Origin of the sequence: Neobacillus sp. 19 (assembly GCF_049463095.1) — a bacterium.
In the GTDB taxonomy this organism is placed as follows: domain Bacteria; phylum Bacillota; class Bacilli; order Bacillales; family Cytobacillaceae; genus Neobacillus.
Map to the genome: position 1 here is coordinate 167,059 of NZ_JBMPZU010000099.1, position 18,333 is coordinate 185,391.

Sequence of the window (18,333 nt, forward strand, 5' to 3'; positions counted from 1 at the left end):
ACGTGTTGAGTAAACGAAAAGGTTCGGACTCAAGTTAATTAAACGTATCAATCTCTCTTTTCCATTTTTGAAAAGGGAGATTTTTTTATGTTTGACACACTAAGATGTAAAAGGAGAGGTAACCCATTATGGTAAAAGTGATAAGCTCGAATCTAGGATACCCAAGAATTGGGGAAAAACGTGAATGGAAACAAGCCTTGGAACAGTTTTGGGCAGGTAAGTTAGAAAAAGAGGCATTCTTAAAGAAAATAGAAGTGATTCGCCTGGAGCATCTTAAGAAGCAAAAGGAGCACGGAATTGATTTAATCCCTGTCGGGGACTTTAGCTTGTATGATCATGTCCTGGATACGGCTGTTATGTTCGGTTTAGTACCGAAACGATTTAACTACAGCGGCGGGAAGGTGCCGCTTGAAACCTATTTTGCTATGGCGCGAGGAACGAAAGAGGCAGTTGCTTCTGAAATGACAAAATGGTTTAATACAAACTACCACTATATCGTTCCAGAGCTTGAAGAAACAGCTCCTGCTCTTGTTGAAAACCGCCCGCTTCAATTTTTTCAAGAGGCGAAGCAAAAACTTGGTATACATGGTAAACCAGTTATTTTAGGACCGATTACATTTGTAAAGCTATCAAAAGGTTATACCGAAAGTGCGTTCAAAGCAGTTGTTGAACAATTTATCCCTCTTTATGCGGAAATATTACGCGAACTAGAGGCGGAGGGGGCAGAATGGGTTCAAATAGATGAACCGATTTTAGCTGCTAGTATTTCAAAAGAAGAGATTGCTATATTTAGCGAAGTCTATCAGGCATTACAGGATGCAGCACCAAACCTTAAGGTGATATTGCAAACATATTTTGAAAGTATCGAGCATTATGAAGAGGTCATTTCACTTCCTGTTCAGGGAATTGGACTTGATTTTGTCCATGATAACGGTCAGAATCTTGCTGCTTTGAAGAAGTATGGCTTTCCTAAGAATAAAGTACTTGCAGCTGGAGTCATTGACGGACGAAATATTTGGCGGGCGGATCTCGAAGGGACATTTTCACTTCTGACCGAGATTGAAGCGGTTGTTTTAAAAACAAGACTAATTGTTCAGCCATCATCAAGCCTATTGCATGTTCCTGTGACAGTAAAAAATGAAGAATTGCTCGATGAGATATTAAGAAATGCACTGGCATTTGCGGATGAAAAATTAGTTGAAATTAGCGCTCTTACAAATGGCTTGAATAATGGAAAGCAAGTGATAAAAAAAGAGATCGATGAAAGCACAAAAGCAATTCAAGGATTAAATCAGTCGTCAATTCGAAATAATACTCAAGTTCGAGAAGCCATTCGCAGTTTACAGAAGGATCAAGCAGAGCGGAAAGCGCCATTTACAGTACGCAGAGGGCTTCAAGAAAAGGCGTTTCAATTACCACTTCTGCCGACGACAACTATTGGCAGCTTCCCGCAAACGAAAGAAGTAAGAAAACAGCGTTTAAAATGGCGGAAAGGCGAATTAACTGACAGTGAGTATGGAGCCTATATTAAGGCAGAAATAAAAAAGTGGATTGAAATCCAAGAAAATCTTGGTCTGGATGTGTTCGTACATGGGGAATTTGAACGGACAGATATGGTTGAATACTTTGGCGAAAAATTAGCCGGATTTCAATTTACAAAATACGGCTGGGTTCAGTCATATGGTTCCAGATGTGTGAAGCCCCCGCTCATTTATGGGGATGTCGCCTTTAAGGAGCCAATGACAGTTGCAGAAACTGTATATGCCCAATCGTTAACAAACAAACCGGTAAAAGGAATGCTGACAGGTCCGATTACGATTTTAAATTGGTCATTTGTCCGTAATGATATTTCACGCTACGAGGTGGCAAATCAAATTGCGCTTGCCCTTCGTAAAGAGGTGGAAGCACTAGAGGAAAATGGAATCCGCATGATTCAAGTGGATGAGCCTGCCCTTCGGGAAGGCCTGCCGTTAAAACGTGAAAAATGGGCAGGTTATCTAGATGCTGCCGTTTATTCGTTTAAGTTGGCGACATCCTCTGTTCAAAATGAGACGCAAATTCATACCCATATGTGTTATTCGGACTTTAAGAATATTATTCATGCAATTAAAGCACTCGATGCGGATGTTATTTCTATTGAAACATCAAAAAGCCATGGTGAATTAATTCATGCCTTTGAAGAAAATACGTATGATATGGGAATCGGTCTTGGCGTATATGACATCCATAGCCCGCGAGTACCATTGCTTGAAGAATTGATCAGAAACATTCATCGTGCGCTTCAAGTCCTTGATCCCAAGCTGTTCTGGATTAATCCCGATTGTGGCTTAAAAACTAGGGGTATGGAGGAAACTGTTGCGGCACTTCAGGTGATGGTGATAGCTGCAGAACAAACGAGAGAAGAGCTGCTCGTCAAATAGGGAGCAAAGTAAGTCTGATAAAGGATGAATGATAAAGAATAGTATCTCCTTAGCATTTCGATAAAATCTTTATGTTTTAAAATCTCTATGTTGGATATAGTACTATCATCATAATAAAGGGGGTTTTTTAACGTGGGGAATGTACTTCAAAATCAGATTGCTTTTGTTACAGGGGCTGGCTCAGGGATTGGAAGGGCTGCTGCGCTAAAGCTTGCTCAAAATGGCGGAAAGATTGCTTTAGTAGATTTGCATAAAGAAAACGTGGAAGAGGTGAAAAATCAAATCGAAGAAATAGGGAGTGAAGCACTTGTCTTAGAAGCCAACGTTTCTCAACCGAAGGAAGTAGAGGACTGTTACAAAAGCACCATCGACAAGTGGGGAAGACTAGATGTTGTCTTTGCTAACGCCGGGATTAATGGGGAAGTTGCGCCGATAGAAGACTTGGAGCCGAAGGATTGGGACCTAACCATCTCCAATAACTTAACGAGTACCTTTTTGACGGTTAAATATGCGATTCCGCATTTGAAGACAAATGGGGGGAGTATCATTATTACAAGTTCAATAAACGGGAACAGGATCTATAAAAATATTGGAATGTCTGCCTATAGTACATCGAAAATTGGCCAGATGGGATTTGGGAAAATGGCCGCTCTAGAGCTTGCCAACTACGGTATTAGAGTCAACATGATCTGTCCAGGTGCAATTGAAACAAATATCAATGAAAACACATGGAAAGAAAATAAAAATCTAAAAAAAGTAGAAATTCCTATTGAATACCCAGAAGGAAACCAACCATTGGAACACAAACCCGGAAAAGCCGACCAAGTCGCCGACCTAGTACTCTTCCTTGCTTCCAGCCAATCCAACCACATAACCGGAAGCGAAATCTACATTGACGGGGCGGAATCCCTATTATAAATAAACAATTGAATTAAACAATACCACAATACTATAAATGGTGCCTGACACCACAAAAAGACACTACAGCCAAAATGTCCACCTCCAGTGGACATTTTGGTGTGTGATAGCAAAATTGCTAAACTGGCCGATACATATTAATTTTATTCTTTAGGATGGTAAGCCCAAACGGATACACTGCCGCCGTTAACGGGGAAAGTGGCATATCCATCTTCTTCGATTGTAATTTGGTCATCCCTTGAGTTGGTTAGGTCTACCCATGTTTCTCCAGCCTTCCGTTCACCTACGTACATTCGTTTCACACCGTCTTCTCCGTTGGAAATGACGACTGCACAGCCTGAGTGCTGAAGTTCTTTAACACCCAACCGAACCCATCCAATGGTATTTGGATGGTCGAAGTAATCATGCTGTTCACCGTATGCTTTCTCATATCTGGCAAAGAGGAGGCGATCTAGGATTTCCTTTTTTCCTTCTGCCGGCTCAGGGCCTCCTATTCCGTAGTAATCCCCATAAAAAAGGCATGGATTTCCATCCCTTCTAAGGAGAATCAGGGCATATGCACTTGGCTTAAACCAGTCTTGAACCCACGATTCAAGGGACTCTTGAGGCTGAGTATCGTGATTATCAACGAAGGTAACAGCATTATTTGGGTGGGCGTTTACAAGGGTATCCTCGAAAATGCTGGTTAAATCAAACTTACTGCCATCATGGGAGGCTTGATGCAGTTTATAATGCAAGGGGACATCAAACAAATCGATCTGATAATCGACATAATCAAGGTATTTCTGGCAGGCAGGAAGATGGGGCTTCCAAACTTCTCCAACAAAATAAAAATCATCACCTCGGTGTTTACGCAGCTTCTCTACAAACTCACTGATGAAATAGTGATTAATATGCTTAATTGCATCAAGGCGGTATCCATCGCAATTAAGGGTATCGCTAAGCCATTTTCCCCATTCGATCATTTCTTTTTTTACTTCAGGATGTTCATAGTCAATATCGGCAAGCATGAGATAGTCATAATTTCCGTTTTCATCATCCACATGTTTACTCCAATCCTTGTCATCTCCAAGGATTTTAAAGATTCCCGATTTTCCCGTCTTTTCATCATAATCCGTTCCGGTAAAATGCTCCTGCCTCCATTCAAAAGAAGAATACTTTCCCTCACGCCCTGGAAATGTAAACTTTGTCCAAGCTTTTATTTCAAAGGGTTCAGCTATTTCTTCTGTCCTGTCCTCCTGATTCACTTCAATAACGTTAATTAATTCCGTCTCGTCAGCCCCTCCTTTATGGTTCATTACTACATCTACATAGACTTTCATGCCGGCATTTTGACATGCAGCTATTGCCTCTATTAGTTCTTGTTTAGTTCCGTACTTTGTCCGGCTAGCTCCTTTTTGATGAAATTCACCCAGATCATATACATCATATGTGGCATAGCCATTATCCTCAGGCGAGATTGCTTTTGTGACTGGTGGTATCCAGACGGAGGTAATTCCTTTTTCTATTAATTCTGGTGCCATCTTCTTCAGCTGTCCCCAATGGCTTCCATCCGGCTCCAGATGCCATTCGAAAAATTGCATGATCGTGGTATTTCTATCCATGTTTATCCTCCCAGTATATCAATCTAAAGGTATATGAATATTTACCCGTTTTTACATCAAAGGAATCCTGTGAAAAACAAATAGACAAAGGTATGATTTTCTCAGAATCGTCGTTTTAGGGGGTATTTCAGGCATAGGTGTTTTACATATAATCATTCCAATAGGAAGAAACATTTGCCTCGCCACTATAATTGGATATAATGGGCATATAAATGTTGTGCGGGGGTGTAAAAAGATGAATATAGTTCTGACATATTTTGTTTCCCTTATTGTCATTGTGATTTCAGTATTTATTACACTTGTTTTCAAGAATGAACTAGAGCGGATGTTTGGAGAAAATAAAAGTGTGTTCCCTTTTCATATATGTAATGTAGTTATTACCTTAATGGTTTCTTTTGGGGCTTATGCTGTAATGACTAGGTATATCATTGGGAATGAATTCGATGTGATACTACCAGTTTTAATCCTTCTGTGCATGATCTTACCAGTTTATACTTTAGGGCACTTTGCATTTGAGAAATATAAATCAGTTTATCGAAAATACATACCCACCGAGAACAGGAAAGTAGTTGTCCTTAATGAAAAGTATGTAAAAAAGAAAAAGCCGTTTTCAAAGTTTAAAAATTATAATGCCATTTCCAAAGAAAAGTAAAGAAATATAAAAGATGAGGTTATTCCAAGTGTTATGCAAACTTACGGGATGCCTCGTTTTTCATTTCTAATTTACGTGGAAAGACATATTTAGATTAATAGAAATATGTTTAATTTAGTAGAAAGCGGGAACATAAAGAGTGTAAGGGAATTCAAAAAAATGGGAGGAATTTTTAATGGCTGACAAAAATCGCAATAACAATGATAACGGACAGATGACGGTAGAAGAAGCAGGCCGCAAAGGCGGCGAAGCAACAGCTAAAACCCATGATAGAGAGTTCTATGAAGAAATCGGCCGTAAAGGCGGCGAAGCAACATCTAAAAATCATGACAGAGAATTTTATGAGGAAATTGGCCAAAAGGGTGGCGAAGCGCGTGCTAACCAGCGCCAAAACGATGATGACAACGATGGAAAAATGAGCAGAGAAGAAGCGGGCCGTAAAGGCGGCGAAGCGCGTTCCAGACAACGTGATAACGATTAAATACTAAGTGACACTCCACAAAATAATTTCGGAGATTATCCTAAAAGAAGCGAACCTATTACGTCCCTAAAAGAAATAAGAAGCTGGTGAAAACGTTTTGTTTTTGCCAGCTTCTTTTTTGTTTTGTATCGCAGGGCGATATAGCTTGCAAATAAAGCTAAAAAGCGTCATATTTAATAGAAAAGGAGGTCCGATATGCGACGTGATATACAACCGAATGAACAAGCTTTCTCTTCTAAGGAAGTGGCGGAAGAAATAGGGATTGCAACGCCCACTGTACGAAAGTATGGCCAAATATTAGAGCGGAATGGATATGAGTTTCTGAAAGATGGTGATCGACGAATCTTCGTTCAATCCGACATCGGAGCGCTTATAGCGTTACGCGATACGGACAAACCCCTGGACGATACGGCTAAAGACCTTGTGTATCTGCAAAAAGAAAGATTGGATAGATCCGAGGAAACAGAGATTGCGATACCCGATACATATGAATATTCACCTCATGATCCCAATCAACTAAAAGAGGTCTTAAAGTATTTAGTCAATGAACTCGCAGCCACACGAGAAATGAATGTCCAACTGACAAACGATATGTCACAGCTTAAAACAACGGTTTCCCGACTCAAGCAAGATCATCATGTTATAAGTTCTAGTATTGGAAATGCAGCGCAAAAAACTAATGCCAAAATTGAAAAATTAACTGAACAACAAAATACCAATTACGATACATTGCTGCAATTAGAAAAACAAAAAAGTGATCTCTTACAAAAAGAAATACAAAATATGCGGGAAGAACAGAAAAAGGAATGGAGTTCACAAAGCGATTTTAATAAACGGTTAGAAGAAGCGATACAAAAGCCTAAAGAAAAACGGGGTTGGCTTTTCTCTATATTCCGCAAATAAGGTGGTTTGGAGGATGAGAATTCCAACAAAAACAAGAGCCAACCTTAATAGAGTTCCTCAAATAGGGGGTGTATCAACTCTTTTTATTGGCTTGTATCACAGGGCGATATATATTAAACATAAAACCAAGGACCTTCTTCTATAAGGATGGAGTTCCAATATGCGATATGATTCTACCAAAAGAAAGATCAGAAGGTACCAATGAAATAGAGATAGCGATACCCGATACATTTTGAAATTTCACCCCTCGACCCCCAATCAATTTTCAAATTTCAACAAATTCCCGGGAAATATCTACAAATTCTGAGTAGGTATCGACAAAAAATCAAAGCATTTAAAGACCAATTGTTTGTGGGCAGATTAAACAAAGTTCTTTTTTTTGTAAGGACTTCCCAACATATAAGCCCTTAACGTAAAATATAATTACCTCATAGGAGAAAATAAATGGGAAAGTAAGGGAAGAAATGAACAATAAAAAAAGAATAAAGTGGATTGAGCAAATAATACAATCCACTTTAAGAACTGTTGGAATTGAAATTGAATTGAAGCATCAGCTAACAGGGGTGAATATGAGCTATAATTTTATCCTTGATTATATCGGCTATGATGTTAAACGTATAGAAGAAGCAATAATGGAAATGCAGGCCCCCGTTTCACTCAAATCGTATATTCATTCTTTTACACTTCATGAGTTAGGGCATGCGTTAGACCGGAAAGCTTTATTAGATTCACTGCCAAAAACACTTGAATATTACGAAATGAAAAAAAATCATTCAATATCCGAACAATACAGTGATACCAACCTTCTTGCTATGTTGATCGAAGAGCATGAGATGAATATCGGTTTTGAGGAAACTGCTTGGGTAAATGCTGAAAAGTTGAATAAGGAATTCGGTATTGTTGATTGGGCAAGCTTTGAAAAATTGAAGAATCAAGGAATGGATACTTATTTACAGTTATATGCTAAAGATTTACAGCGATATAATAAACTTTTATCAGAGCAAACCGAACAAATTGCTTAACGAGTATAAAAATGGAGTAAACAAAAGACGACTACTTTGGTCGTCTTTTGTCGTTTATTAACTAGCGGTAGAGAACTTTGATGAATGGTTGCAGATAGATCTCAAAATAAATTTTTATATTCTTTCTGAAGTTTCTTTGGAGAAAGATGATATTCCTTTTTAAAAAGCCTGTAAAAACTCGAATAGTCAGGAAAACCGCATTTCAAGGCGATTTCCTCGATGGAGATCTGATTTTGTTTAATCATCGTAACCGCGAAAGATAGACGCTTTAATGATACATACCGGTAAAAGGGCAGGTTCATGTTTTTTTTAAAGTAATGAGAAAAATAGTATTTATTTAAATAAAAATATTTAGAGATCGTATCTAAACTTAAATCCGGCTTTGTCAAATGTGACTCAATGTATTCTAGTATCGATACGAATCTTTGGTCCAGCTCATCCTTATTACTAAGGCTAGGCTTGCTGCTTGCAGGATCGAAGATAACTTGTAGCGCTTGAAATAATAGGTAATGTAATGTAAAGGATAAATGATCTTCGCCGGTTTTTTTTCTATTGGTTATTTCTTGAACTAAAGAAATGATATCTTGAAAATGTTTAGAATGGAGGTGTAACACATGAGAACCTTGTGTCTTTTGATAGACAATATTTTCCTTCATGGATGGTGAACTGGACAGAAAATCGTCCATTAAATGCTCACTAACGCTAATAATGATGCGTTCATAGGTATCGAAATTCCTCACATTAGCCTTATGAACAGCATAAGGAGGGGTTACGACAACATCCCCCCGCTTTAAGGAATAGGTTTTACCTTCACAGAAGAATTCACACTCCCCCTCTAAAAAGACAAGAAGCTCCAAAACATCGTGCCTGTGTAATTGGAATAACGACTCTATTTGGGAAAACTTCTCTGCTGATTCGTTATATTTCTTAAACAAAGCAGGGGATTGATTTTTTTTGCTAAAGTAATGAATTTCAAACCCTTTATTTATGACTGGAATAAGATCAGATTGCTTCATTTTGGTGTCATCCTCTTAAATAGCAATATTTACAATATTATTAGCAACAAACATCATTTATTTATAACTTTTTGTTGTTATTATATCACTAAAGAAAGAGGTCTTAAATTCAATATACATGGAGTGGGAATGAAAGATTGATTGATCTCGAGGGCATAATGAGAGATGACCAAGTTTAGGAGGCATGAAAGTGGAATCTAACCATAAACAACCTAAGTTAGAAGTCAGAGTGAAGAACATTATTGAAGTTGATGGGTTAAAATTTAAAGATTTGAATAATAGCGGGAAATTAGAGCCTTATAAAGATTGGCGTTTGAGCCCGAAAGAACGTGCAGAGAACTTAGTCTCATTAATGAATATCGATGAAAAAGTCGGCATGATGCTGATTAATACACGTAAGATGGGACTTTCACAGGAAGATAAGAGTAAGACAAGCCATGATGGTGTACTGGATGAAGCCATTGTTGAAAAAGGTGAAAGTATTTTCGCAGTTTCAAAAATCTATGGTACCTCCCATACAATTGAAAATATGCATTTACGCCACTTCATTTTAAGAGACAATTTTAGCCCTGCTGAAATGGCTGAGTGGGTTAATAAAATGAATGAATTATGTGAGGGAACACGTCTCGGTATTCCTTGTTTAATCGCATCGAATTCAAGAAACGAAAATGGAGAATCCATCTTTGGTATGAATGATGCGGTAGGGATCTTTTCTACTTGGCCAGGGACTTTAGGACTTGCTGCAGCAGCAAAAGGAGATATAAAAAATGGCGGTGATGCTTCACTTATCAGCCAATTTGCCAAAATAGCACATGATGAGTGGGATGCTACTGGTATCAGAAAGGGATATATGTATATGGCTGATACTGCCACAGATCCTAGATGGCAGCGGACATATGGCACGTTCGGTGAAGATCCGGAATTTATTTCTGATGCGATCGGCCGCATCATTGACGGATTTCAAGGAGAGACTTTAGGTAGTCATAGTATTGCAATGACAACAAAGCATTTCCCTGGCGGCGGTGCACGGGAAAATGGCTTTGATCCGCATTATGAAGAAGGAAAGTGGAATTTATACCCAACACCTGGTAGTTTAGAAAAGTACCACTTACCGCCATTCCAGGCTGCGGTTGAACATGGCACTTCATCCATCATGCCGTATTATTCAATCCCACGTATCAATAAGAGTGTGGTTCAAGAATTCGAAGGAGAGGATATTCCTTTCGAAGAAGTTGGCTTTACATTTAATCATTATTTCTTACAGCACATCTTAAGAGGAAAATTAGGATTCAAAGGCTATATCAATAGCGACAGTGGTGTCACCAATAAAATGAGCTGGGGTGTTGAGGATAAGACTGAGGCTGAACGTTTTTCAAAAGCCATCAATGCCGGTACAGACCTTGTTGCGGATACGAATGATATTGAAAATCTTAAAGAAGCCATCCAAAATGGATGGATCAGTGAGAAGCGTATTGATGAAGCAAATGTACGCCTCCTTACAGAAATGTTTACTCTAGGATTATTTGATGATCGTACCTATGTTTCAACAGAAAATGCGACAGCAGTGGTTAGCAAACAAGCGGGCTGGGAAGCTGCTTATGAAGCACATAAAAAGTCGGTAACCGTTCTTAAAAATAGTAATCAGACATTACCTTTAACTGCTGAAAAGGTTGATAATAAGAAGGTTTATGTGGAGGCTTTTCACAAGGAGCCGGAACGGGCCGCTGCTTACACGGAGCAAGCAAGGAAGGAATGCCAAGAATTAGGCCTCTTTACTTTGACTGATGACTATAAAGAAGCAGATGTTGCTATATTATTATTAAGTCCAAAATCCGGAGCTTATTTTAATGCGACACCGGGTCTTTTAGAACTCGAACTTGTCGAGAATAAAACATTAACTGCTTTAGACGGGTCTACGTACGAAGAAACGACCTTGAGCAATATGAATCATTTAAAGGAAGTCGCTGACAGTATTCATGTTCGCGGCGGAAAAGTTATTATGACTGTGAATGTCGTTCTGCCTTGGATCCTTGGAAATGTTGAACCTTTGGCAGATGTTTTAATCGCAGGATACGATACATTTTATAAGGCACAGTTTGAAGTAATAGCGGGCAATTTCCGTCCAGTAGGTGTATTACCGTTAACGTTGCCAGCGAGTGAAGCTGTGATTGCGGTTGATGAGAATGGAGATTGCGTGTCAAGAAATGATGTACCTGGTTATGACAAGGACAAATATATGCCTGAAGGATTGTCGTATGCATATAAAGATAGCGATGGGAATATCTATAAACTTGGTCATGGACTAGCATATTAAACCATAAACTATTTCAAAATAAAAAGAGGATGACTTCAGAATGCTATTCTGTAATCATCCTCTTTTTTTAACTTGATGTTAACCATATCAATACAATGATATAAAAATGTTACCATCCAGAGTACATAAAAAGGCAGGGGTAAATCAATGGAGTAATTCTATCTTCCTTTAGTATAATAAGGAAATGGGAGTTGAGATATGTGAATAAAAAAGACATCGCTAATATCCGCAAGCAATTTAAATTAGATAATCATCTGATGAACATTCGCGAAATCTTCAATGTGTATGTTCAGAAAGAATCGGGTGATATTTATCATCATGTCAGTCAGCCATTTCAAATGTTAGAGCAGGAAGCCCAAGAATTATTTTTAGCAAACTTTAAAAAGGTATTGACAGGGCATCTTGATGCCAAACTGTTTGAACTGAAATTCAGCCGCGATGTGGAAGACAGCACCCAAATGTTCCTCTTTGAAGGGCTGCAGGCAGATACATCGGACGATTGGAAGGAATATATGCTTGAAATCGTCACGAAAATGTTTGCCCATACAGTGTATGAATTTGACACGGTAGTGACGTTTATCCGGGGAGAATATCGAAAAGCAACACGGAAACGGAATGTGGAATCTGAAGAGGGCGGGGATGACGAAGTCTATTCCACCCAGTTTATTCTTTGCAGCCTGAATAAAACCGATCAGCCGAAAAAAGCCTTGACGTTTGATTATATCGAGAAAGAATTCAAATCGCATAACTTCTTTGACCCGATTATTAATTTGGATTCTCCGTTGTCAGGCTTTCTTTTTCCAACGTTTAACGACAATGCTGCAGATGTGAACCATATTCTCTATTGTGCCGGGAAGATAAACCAACCTGACTTCGGATTTATTGAAGAGGTTCTCAATTGTGAAGAAATCATCACGGCTCAGGAAGATAAGGACTGCTTCGATTTCATCTTAAAAGAGGTGATAGGCGACGAAGTCGATTCCCAGGTTATCTCTAATGTCTATGCGGAAATCGATAAGCTGGTACAGGAGAATCAGGAAAATGAAGAAAGTGAAACCCCTACGTTGGATACTCGGGATATCGAACGGATCTTAACGGTCAGCGGAGTTGAAAATGTAGAATCGGCCAAAGTGGAACATGCCTTCAAGGCCGTTGTAGCTGATGAAAAACATGAATTCAAAGCAAGCAGTTTAATTCCAAAAACCATAAAGATCAATACGAAGGTGGCCGATGTATCCATCAATCCGAAAGATCTGAAATATGTTAAATATATTACATATGAAGGAAAACGCTGCCTATTGCTGGAAGTCGATGAAGATGTGGTCGTGGAAGGATTCCGACTGGAATCGGGGGAACTCTAATTTATCTTCAATGACAATTGGAAAAAATATATCTACTTTTTAGCTCCTTAATATGGGTATAACACTATGGAAATAGTAAGTTAATAACACGCTTGTGTTTAGGGAGGTAAAAAAATGAAATGGAAAGGTAGACGGGAAAGCTCAAACGTTGAAGACAGAAGAGGCATGGGTGGCAAAACGGTGATGGGGGGCGGCATTGGCGGGATTATTATTATTCTCCTCTTTACGCTCCTCGGTGGTGACCCTGGTGATTTAATCAATAACATGACAACGAATAATGGCTCAGATACAAACACTCCCTACCAGGAATCAGCTCAGGAAAAGGAGCTGGCTGACTTTGTATCGGTCGTCCTTGCTGATACTGAGGATGTATGGTCAGATGAATTCAAGAAAAGAGGTCTGGAATACGAAAATCCTAAGCTCGTTTTATACAGCGGCAGTGTTCAGTCGGCCTGTGGATCGGCGAGTTCAGCAGTGGGGCCGTTTTATTGTCCAGGGGATCACAAGCTTTACATTGACTTAAGTTTTTATGAGGAGCTAAAGCAAAAATTCCAGGCACCCGGCGACTTTGCGATGGCCTATGTCATCGCCCATGAGGTCGGACACCATGTTCAGACCCTCTTGCATACAGGGGAGCAGGCTCCGGCAGCCCAAAGGAAGTCCAACGAGTATTCAGTCAGGTTTGAATTGCAGGCTGACTATTTGGCCGGTGTCTGGGCCCACTATGCCCAAGGGAAGGGCTACCTTGAAAAAGGGGATTTAGATGAGGCGCTCAATGCCGCAAATGCAGTCGGTGATGACAATATCCAGAAAAAAGCACAGGGCTATGTGGTTCCGGAAAGCTTTACCCATGGAACTTCTGCACAGCGGAAGCGTTGGTTTTATAAAGGATTCGAGAATGGCACCATCGAGGGCGGAGACACCTTTAAAGCCGCTAATCTATAAATGATTGAATAGGAGAGGATGAATCTGAATGGCGGCAGCTAATCAAATTCATCCTCTCTTTTCATTCTGCAAAATTACCGCAATAAACTTATGATATTCGCTGGACATTAATTGGAAATTCTTTTTTCCCCTATATATTCCATGTTCCGCTATTTTCGAATAATATGTGACTCATTTAACAGGAATTTTCCAAAAAAATGTAGAATTAATAGATAGAATGCCGTAAAACGGTTTTACTGCCGCTAGAGGAGGAATTCCATTGACACAAGAACAAATGAATCCCACGATAGAAAGAATCATCGCAAACATTGAAAAGGTGATGATTGGAAAAAGAAATGTGGCTGAATTGAGCCTTGTTGCACTAATGGCTGGAGGCCACGTGCTGTTAGAAGACGTACCAGGTGTAGGGAAAACGATGATGGTCCGGGCACTTGCGAAATCGGTTAATGCCAATTTCCGCAGAATTCAATTTACCCCGGACCTGCTGCCATCCGATGTCACAGGCGTTTCCATTTATAATCCGAAAGAGTTGGAATTTCAATTCCGCCCGGGTCCATTAATGGGGAACATTATTCTCGCCGATGAAATCAACCGAACCTCGCCGAAGACTCAGTCTGCCCTTTTAGAGGGGATGGAGGAGGCCAGCGTCACGATTGACGGCGTGACTCATAAACTGAACAAACCTTTTTTCGTGATGGCGACGCAGAACCCGATCGAATATGAAGGCACCTATCCGCTTCCAGAAGCGCAGCTCGATCGCTTTTTATTAAAAATGAAAATGGGTTATCCGGACTTGCAGGAAGAGATTGAAGTCCTTAATCGTGCGCAAAAGGTGCCGCCAATCGAGGATCTTGCGCCGGTCGTAGACCTTGAAGGCTTGCTCGCACTGCAGCAGGATATTAAAGAGGTATTTGTGGACGATACCATTAAACGCTATATTGTTGACATTGTGAACCGGACCAGGGGCCACGGCAGTGTGTACCTAGGCGCAAGCCCAAGGGGGTCAATTGCCTTAATGAAGGCAGCTCAAGCATATGCCTATATGTACGGGCGTGATTATGTCCTGCCGGATGATATTCAGTATTTAGCGCCATTTGTGCTATCCCATCGGATTATTTTAAAATCTGAAGCAAAATTTGAAGGGATTTCAGCGGAAGAAGTAGTAAACAGGGTGGTTGCGAGGGTTCCGGTACCAGTTAGAAGGTTAGTGAAATAACATGAAAAAACGCTGGATTCCGTTTAAAAAAGGCTGGAAGTTGATCCTGCTCGTTTTTCTCATCCTTCTCACGTTCTCCTATGCCATGTTTCAAGGGGGATTTGTCAGCTGGTTTTTATTTTATAGCTTTCTGCCGTTTGCCATTTATTGCGTCGCGCTTTCCTTTTATTCTTTAAATGAGTTTGAAGTTACTCGGGTTTTATTAAAAGCGGACTATAATGCAGGAGAGGCTTTCAGGGTAACTGTCTCAATCAAGCGTTCAAAGGCGTTTCCGTTATTCTACTTGCTAATAGAAGATCATTTAGGTGATGCAATGAAATATGCCCCGCAGCAAAAGAAAGCAAAGGCACTTCTTCTGCCCGGTTTTAAAAAAGAAGTCGATTATGAATATATCATTGACCAACTGCCGCGCGGGGAACACTTTTTCACATCGTTTTCGTTAAAAATCGGCGATCCACTTGGATTATTTGAAAAAGAAAAAATCGTCAAAGCACCAGGGAAAATCGTTGTGTACCCCGCCTATTCAGAGCTTTTATACCGGCCGTTTGAAAATCAATTTGATCAAGGGTTAACAGCGTCGAGGGAACGGGTGCAGCGCGATACAACCATGGCGGTAGGTGTCCGGGATTATCAGCCGGGGGACCGGTTTTCCTGGATTAACTGGAAAGCGTCCGCAAAGCGCAACGAAATTATGACAAAGGAATTCGAGCAGCGGCAATCCCATGATGTGTTTGTTGTCATGGATTGTGTGCCTGATAAGCACTTTGAAGCAGTCGTTTCCTATACTGCGTCGTTATTACATGCGATTTTGAGAAAAGGTGCCCAGACGGGACTGTTAACGATCAGCAGCGAACGTGCATCCTTTCCGATTCGAGGCGGGGAACTGCACTTACGGCAGCTCTTTTATCATCTCGCAAAAATTGAAGCAAAAGGCTTGCGGTCGTTTGAAAAGGTGTTAGAGACAGACGGGCTTTTTATTCAACAAACAGTCTCCTTTATGCTTGTCACAGCGCAATTAACGAAACCGGTGATCGAAAAGGCAAGTTTTCTAGGAAAGAGAAAAGGCTCTATTACCGTTTTCCTTATAAAAGGTCAAAAGGAATCTCAGACGGAAACGGAGCGTTCCCTTGTCACAATCGCAAATGCCCGGGGTGTTCGAGTCGTCATGGTTCATGAGGGCGATTTTAAAGCATCCTTTTCGGAGGTGATGGGTCGATGATGAAAAGGGATTTTTCCTCGTTTCTACTATACGGACTTAGCTTTCTTCTGTTATGGGAATGGCTGCGGCCAATTGAAAAATTAACAAATACGGATAATATTGAAACGTTTATTGCCTTTATGCTAATCACCTTCGTCATGTCCTATTTTCATCTAAAGGGGATTTGGAAAGGTAGTATTAAGTTAGTATTTATCTTATTTTCTATTAATCGTTTCTATTATGAGCAAGGATTCTTTCATCTTAAATGGTTGAAGTCATTCCTTTTGGATGTGGCTGATAATATAGGTATGCTTACGGGCAGGCAGTGGAACGACTTATCTAATGAATTTCGAACGCTGTTGTTTTTTATCCTGCTTTGGTTAATGGTGTATTTAATTGATTATTGGCTCCTTAATCGCAAGCAGATCTTTATCTTTTTCTTTATGACCTTGATTTATATTACGGTCTTGGACACGTTTACGCCATATAGTGCAAAAGCAGCGATCGTGCGGACGGTTGCGGCGGGATTTGCTGTGATGGGAATGCTGACCTTTTACCGGATCATCCAGAAAGAAAACGTAACCGTTGATTCATCATTTATTCGAAAATGGATGGTTCCGCTGGCAGGGATGCTGGCCGTTAGTGTGGTGGCGGGAATGGCCGCGCCTAAAGCTGCTCCGATTTGGCCGGATCCTGTTCCCTATCTTACCGCAAATAACAATAAAGCTGACGGAGAAGGCAGTGGTGCCGGACCGCATCGAATCGGCTACGGTACCAATGATGGTGCACTTGGCGGACCGTTTATCAGTGACAACAACCCGGTTTTTAAATATGAAGCGAGCGGGAAAAGTTATTGGAAGATGGAGACTAAGGATACTTATACCGGAAAGGGATGGTTTGCTTCCGGCTCATCTCCCATCTCCTATCTGAAGGAAGAGCTTGTCCCTGTGTATTCGATTCCTGACTCAGTTGAAACGATTAAGGAATCTGCTTCTGTCAACGTCCATAATAATTATCGCTATCATTTTATTATGTATCCGGCAGGGATCCAGAAAATCACGGACATACAGCCAACTGATCCAAATGGAAATCGCTTCATGGTGGATACGACTAATGAGAGGATCAGCTATTATGATGAAGAACTAGAGCCGGTTGTTCCCCGTCATTTTACGGTAGACTTTGTCCGTCCAAAATATAAAGTCCAGGACCTGCAGCGGACAACAAGTGTGGACCCGTCAACCTTCTTTTACCAGAAGTATACGCATTTGCCGGAAGGATTACCGCAAAGAATCAGAGAATTAGCGGAAGAGATAACCGCTGAAAAATCAAATTGGTTTGACAAGGCGAAAGCCGTGGAAAGCTATTTTTCCAATTCGGGCTTTACGTACGACCAAAAAAATGTCGCGGTGCCTGGCACCAATGATGATTATGTTGACCAATTTTTATTTGACACAAAACGGGGCTATTGCGATAATTTTTCCACTTCGATGGCCGTTATGTTAAGGACGCTGGGGATTCCCACTCGCTGGGTAAAAGGGTATACTGGCGGGGATTTTCTAGAATACAGCAAAGATAACACTTCGAAACAATATTATGAAGTGACCAACAATAATGCCCACTCATGGGTAGAGGTTTTTTTCCCAAATCAAGGCTGGGTGCCGTTTGAGCCAACAAAGGGTTTTACCAATGAGATTTTAATCAATTATGAAGCAACGGAAGGCTCGGGAACTACCAACCAGCAAACAATCCCGCCGCCTGTGAAAAAGCCTCAGAAGGATGAACTGGAAGAACCAAAATCTGTGGAGAAACAAGACAAGTCCTTTGATCTGAAAGCGATTTGGGAACGAGCAAAATTGACAGCAGAAAACAATTGGAAAAAGGCTGTTCTCATTCTCATCATCCTAACAGTAATAGCAGCAGTTGTTTATCGAATCCGCGGCAAGTGGCTTCCGTATGGCGTATTGCTCGTTTACAAATTTAAGAAAAAGGATGAAAGTATCGCTGCAGCGTATATGGTTTTATTGAATCAGCTTGAACGTTATGGGATCAAGCGGAAGGAAAACCAAACGCTAAGGAATTATGCCCGTTATGTTGATACGTTCTTTTCAACGCGGGAAATGACACGGCTGACACACTTTTATGAACAATATACGTACCATCAAAACCTGCCGAAGGGAACTTGGAAAGAGTCGCATGAATTATGGGAAAATTTAATCAAAAAGACAATTGCTTGACCGGAAAAACAACCTATTGATACAATATGAACTAAATTCTTTGTCTTGC

General features: G+C 40.4%; 14 protein-coding genes. 12 read left to right on the forward strand and 2 right to left on the reverse strand.

All coding sequences use genetic code 11. The annotated features are described in order from the left end of the window. Positions 1-128 precede the first annotated feature (128 nt). Positions 129-2,420, forward strand: coding sequence for a 5-methyltetrahydropteroyltriglutamate--homocysteine S-methyltransferase (metE, locus tag ACO1D1_RS27110; protein ID WP_423337698.1), 2,292 nt, complete (start codon positions 129-131; stop codon positions 2,418-2,420). 132 nt (positions 2,421-2,552) lie between these two features. After that, complete coding sequence (locus tag ACO1D1_RS27115) at positions 2,553-3,338, forward strand: SDR family oxidoreductase (protein ID WP_149868280.1); 786 nt, start codon at positions 2,553-2,555, stop codon at positions 3,336-3,338. Between the two features lie 143 nt (positions 3,339-3,481). Here the strand turns inward: ACO1D1_RS27115 and ACO1D1_RS27120 are convergent, their stop codons facing one another. Then, positions 3,482-4,942, reverse strand: a complete 1,461-nt coding sequence (locus tag ACO1D1_RS27120; RefSeq protein ID WP_423337699.1) for an alpha-amylase — start codon at positions 4,940-4,942, stop codon at positions 3,482-3,484. A 235-nt stretch (positions 4,943-5,177) separates the two neighbouring features. Between ACO1D1_RS27120 and ACO1D1_RS27125 the strand changes: the two genes are divergently transcribed. The 4 genes from ACO1D1_RS27125 (at position 5,178) to ACO1D1_RS27140 (ending at position 8,000) form a co-directional block, all read left to right on the forward strand. Next, a complete protein-coding gene (locus tag ACO1D1_RS27125; RefSeq protein WP_149868282.1) occupies positions 5,178-5,594 on the forward strand; it encodes a hypothetical protein in 417 nt (138 codons plus the stop codon). A gap of 175 nt (positions 5,595-5,769) precedes the next feature. Continuing rightward, complete coding sequence (locus ACO1D1_RS27130) at positions 5,770-6,075, forward strand: KGG domain-containing protein (RefSeq protein WP_149868283.1); 306 nt, start codon at positions 5,770-5,772, stop codon at positions 6,073-6,075. 195 nt (positions 6,076-6,270) lie between these two features. Continuing rightward, the gene (locus tag ACO1D1_RS27135; protein WP_149868284.1) at positions 6,271-6,978 is read left to right on the forward strand and encodes a hypothetical protein; all 708 of its coding nucleotides are present in this window, start codon (positions 6,271-6,273) and stop codon (positions 6,976-6,978) included. A 464-nt stretch (positions 6,979-7,442) separates the two neighbouring features. Then, positions 7,443-8,000, forward strand: coding sequence for an integrase (locus ACO1D1_RS27140; protein WP_149868285.1), 558 nt, complete (start codon positions 7,443-7,445; stop codon positions 7,998-8,000). A gap of 101 nt (positions 8,001-8,101) precedes the next feature. Here ACO1D1_RS27140 and ACO1D1_RS27145 read toward each other — a convergent pair whose 3' ends face one another. After that, positions 8,102-9,016 carry a helix-turn-helix domain-containing protein gene (locus tag ACO1D1_RS27145; RefSeq protein WP_423337700.1) on the reverse strand — a complete coding sequence of 305 codons (915 nt, stop codon included), beginning with the start codon at positions 9,014-9,016 and terminating at the stop codon, positions 8,102-8,104. 184 nt (positions 9,017-9,200) lie between these two features. On the opposite strand from ACO1D1_RS27145, the gene ACO1D1_RS27150 reads away from it, so the two are divergent. The 6 genes from ACO1D1_RS27150 to ACO1D1_RS27175 all read left to right on the forward strand — a co-directional run bounded on the left by ACO1D1_RS27150 (position 9,201) and on the right by ACO1D1_RS27175 (position 18,284). After that, a complete protein-coding gene (locus ACO1D1_RS27150) occupies positions 9,201-11,330 on the forward strand; it encodes a glycoside hydrolase family 3 protein (protein WP_423337701.1) in 2,130 nt (709 codons plus the stop codon). A 200-nt stretch (positions 11,331-11,530) separates the two neighbouring features. Beyond that, positions 11,531-12,691, forward strand: a complete 1,161-nt coding sequence (locus ACO1D1_RS27155) for a DUF4317 domain-containing protein (protein WP_149868288.1) — start codon at positions 11,531-11,533, stop codon at positions 12,689-12,691. 114 nt (positions 12,692-12,805) lie between these two features. Then, a complete protein-coding gene (gene ypfJ, locus ACO1D1_RS27160; RefSeq protein ID WP_149868289.1) occupies positions 12,806-13,636 on the forward strand; it encodes a KPN_02809 family neutral zinc metallopeptidase in 831 nt (276 codons plus the stop codon). A 274-nt stretch (positions 13,637-13,910) separates the two neighbouring features. Then, on the forward strand, positions 13,911-14,852 hold the full coding sequence (locus ACO1D1_RS27165) for an AAA family ATPase (RefSeq protein ID WP_411675482.1): 942 nt from the start codon (positions 13,911-13,913) through the stop codon (positions 14,850-14,852). Between the two features lies 1 nt (position 14,853). Continuing rightward, positions 14,854-16,071: a DUF58 domain-containing protein gene (locus ACO1D1_RS27170; protein WP_149868291.1), complete on the forward strand. Its 1,218-nt coding sequence runs from the start codon at positions 14,854-14,856 to the stop codon at positions 16,069-16,071. Then, positions 16,068-18,284, forward strand: a complete 2,217-nt coding sequence (locus tag ACO1D1_RS27175; protein ID WP_423337702.1) for a transglutaminase TgpA family protein — start codon at positions 16,068-16,070, stop codon at positions 18,282-18,284. The genes ACO1D1_RS27170 and ACO1D1_RS27175 overlap by 4 nt, the downstream gene beginning before the upstream one ends. Positions 18,285-18,333: the final 49 nt, after the last annotated feature.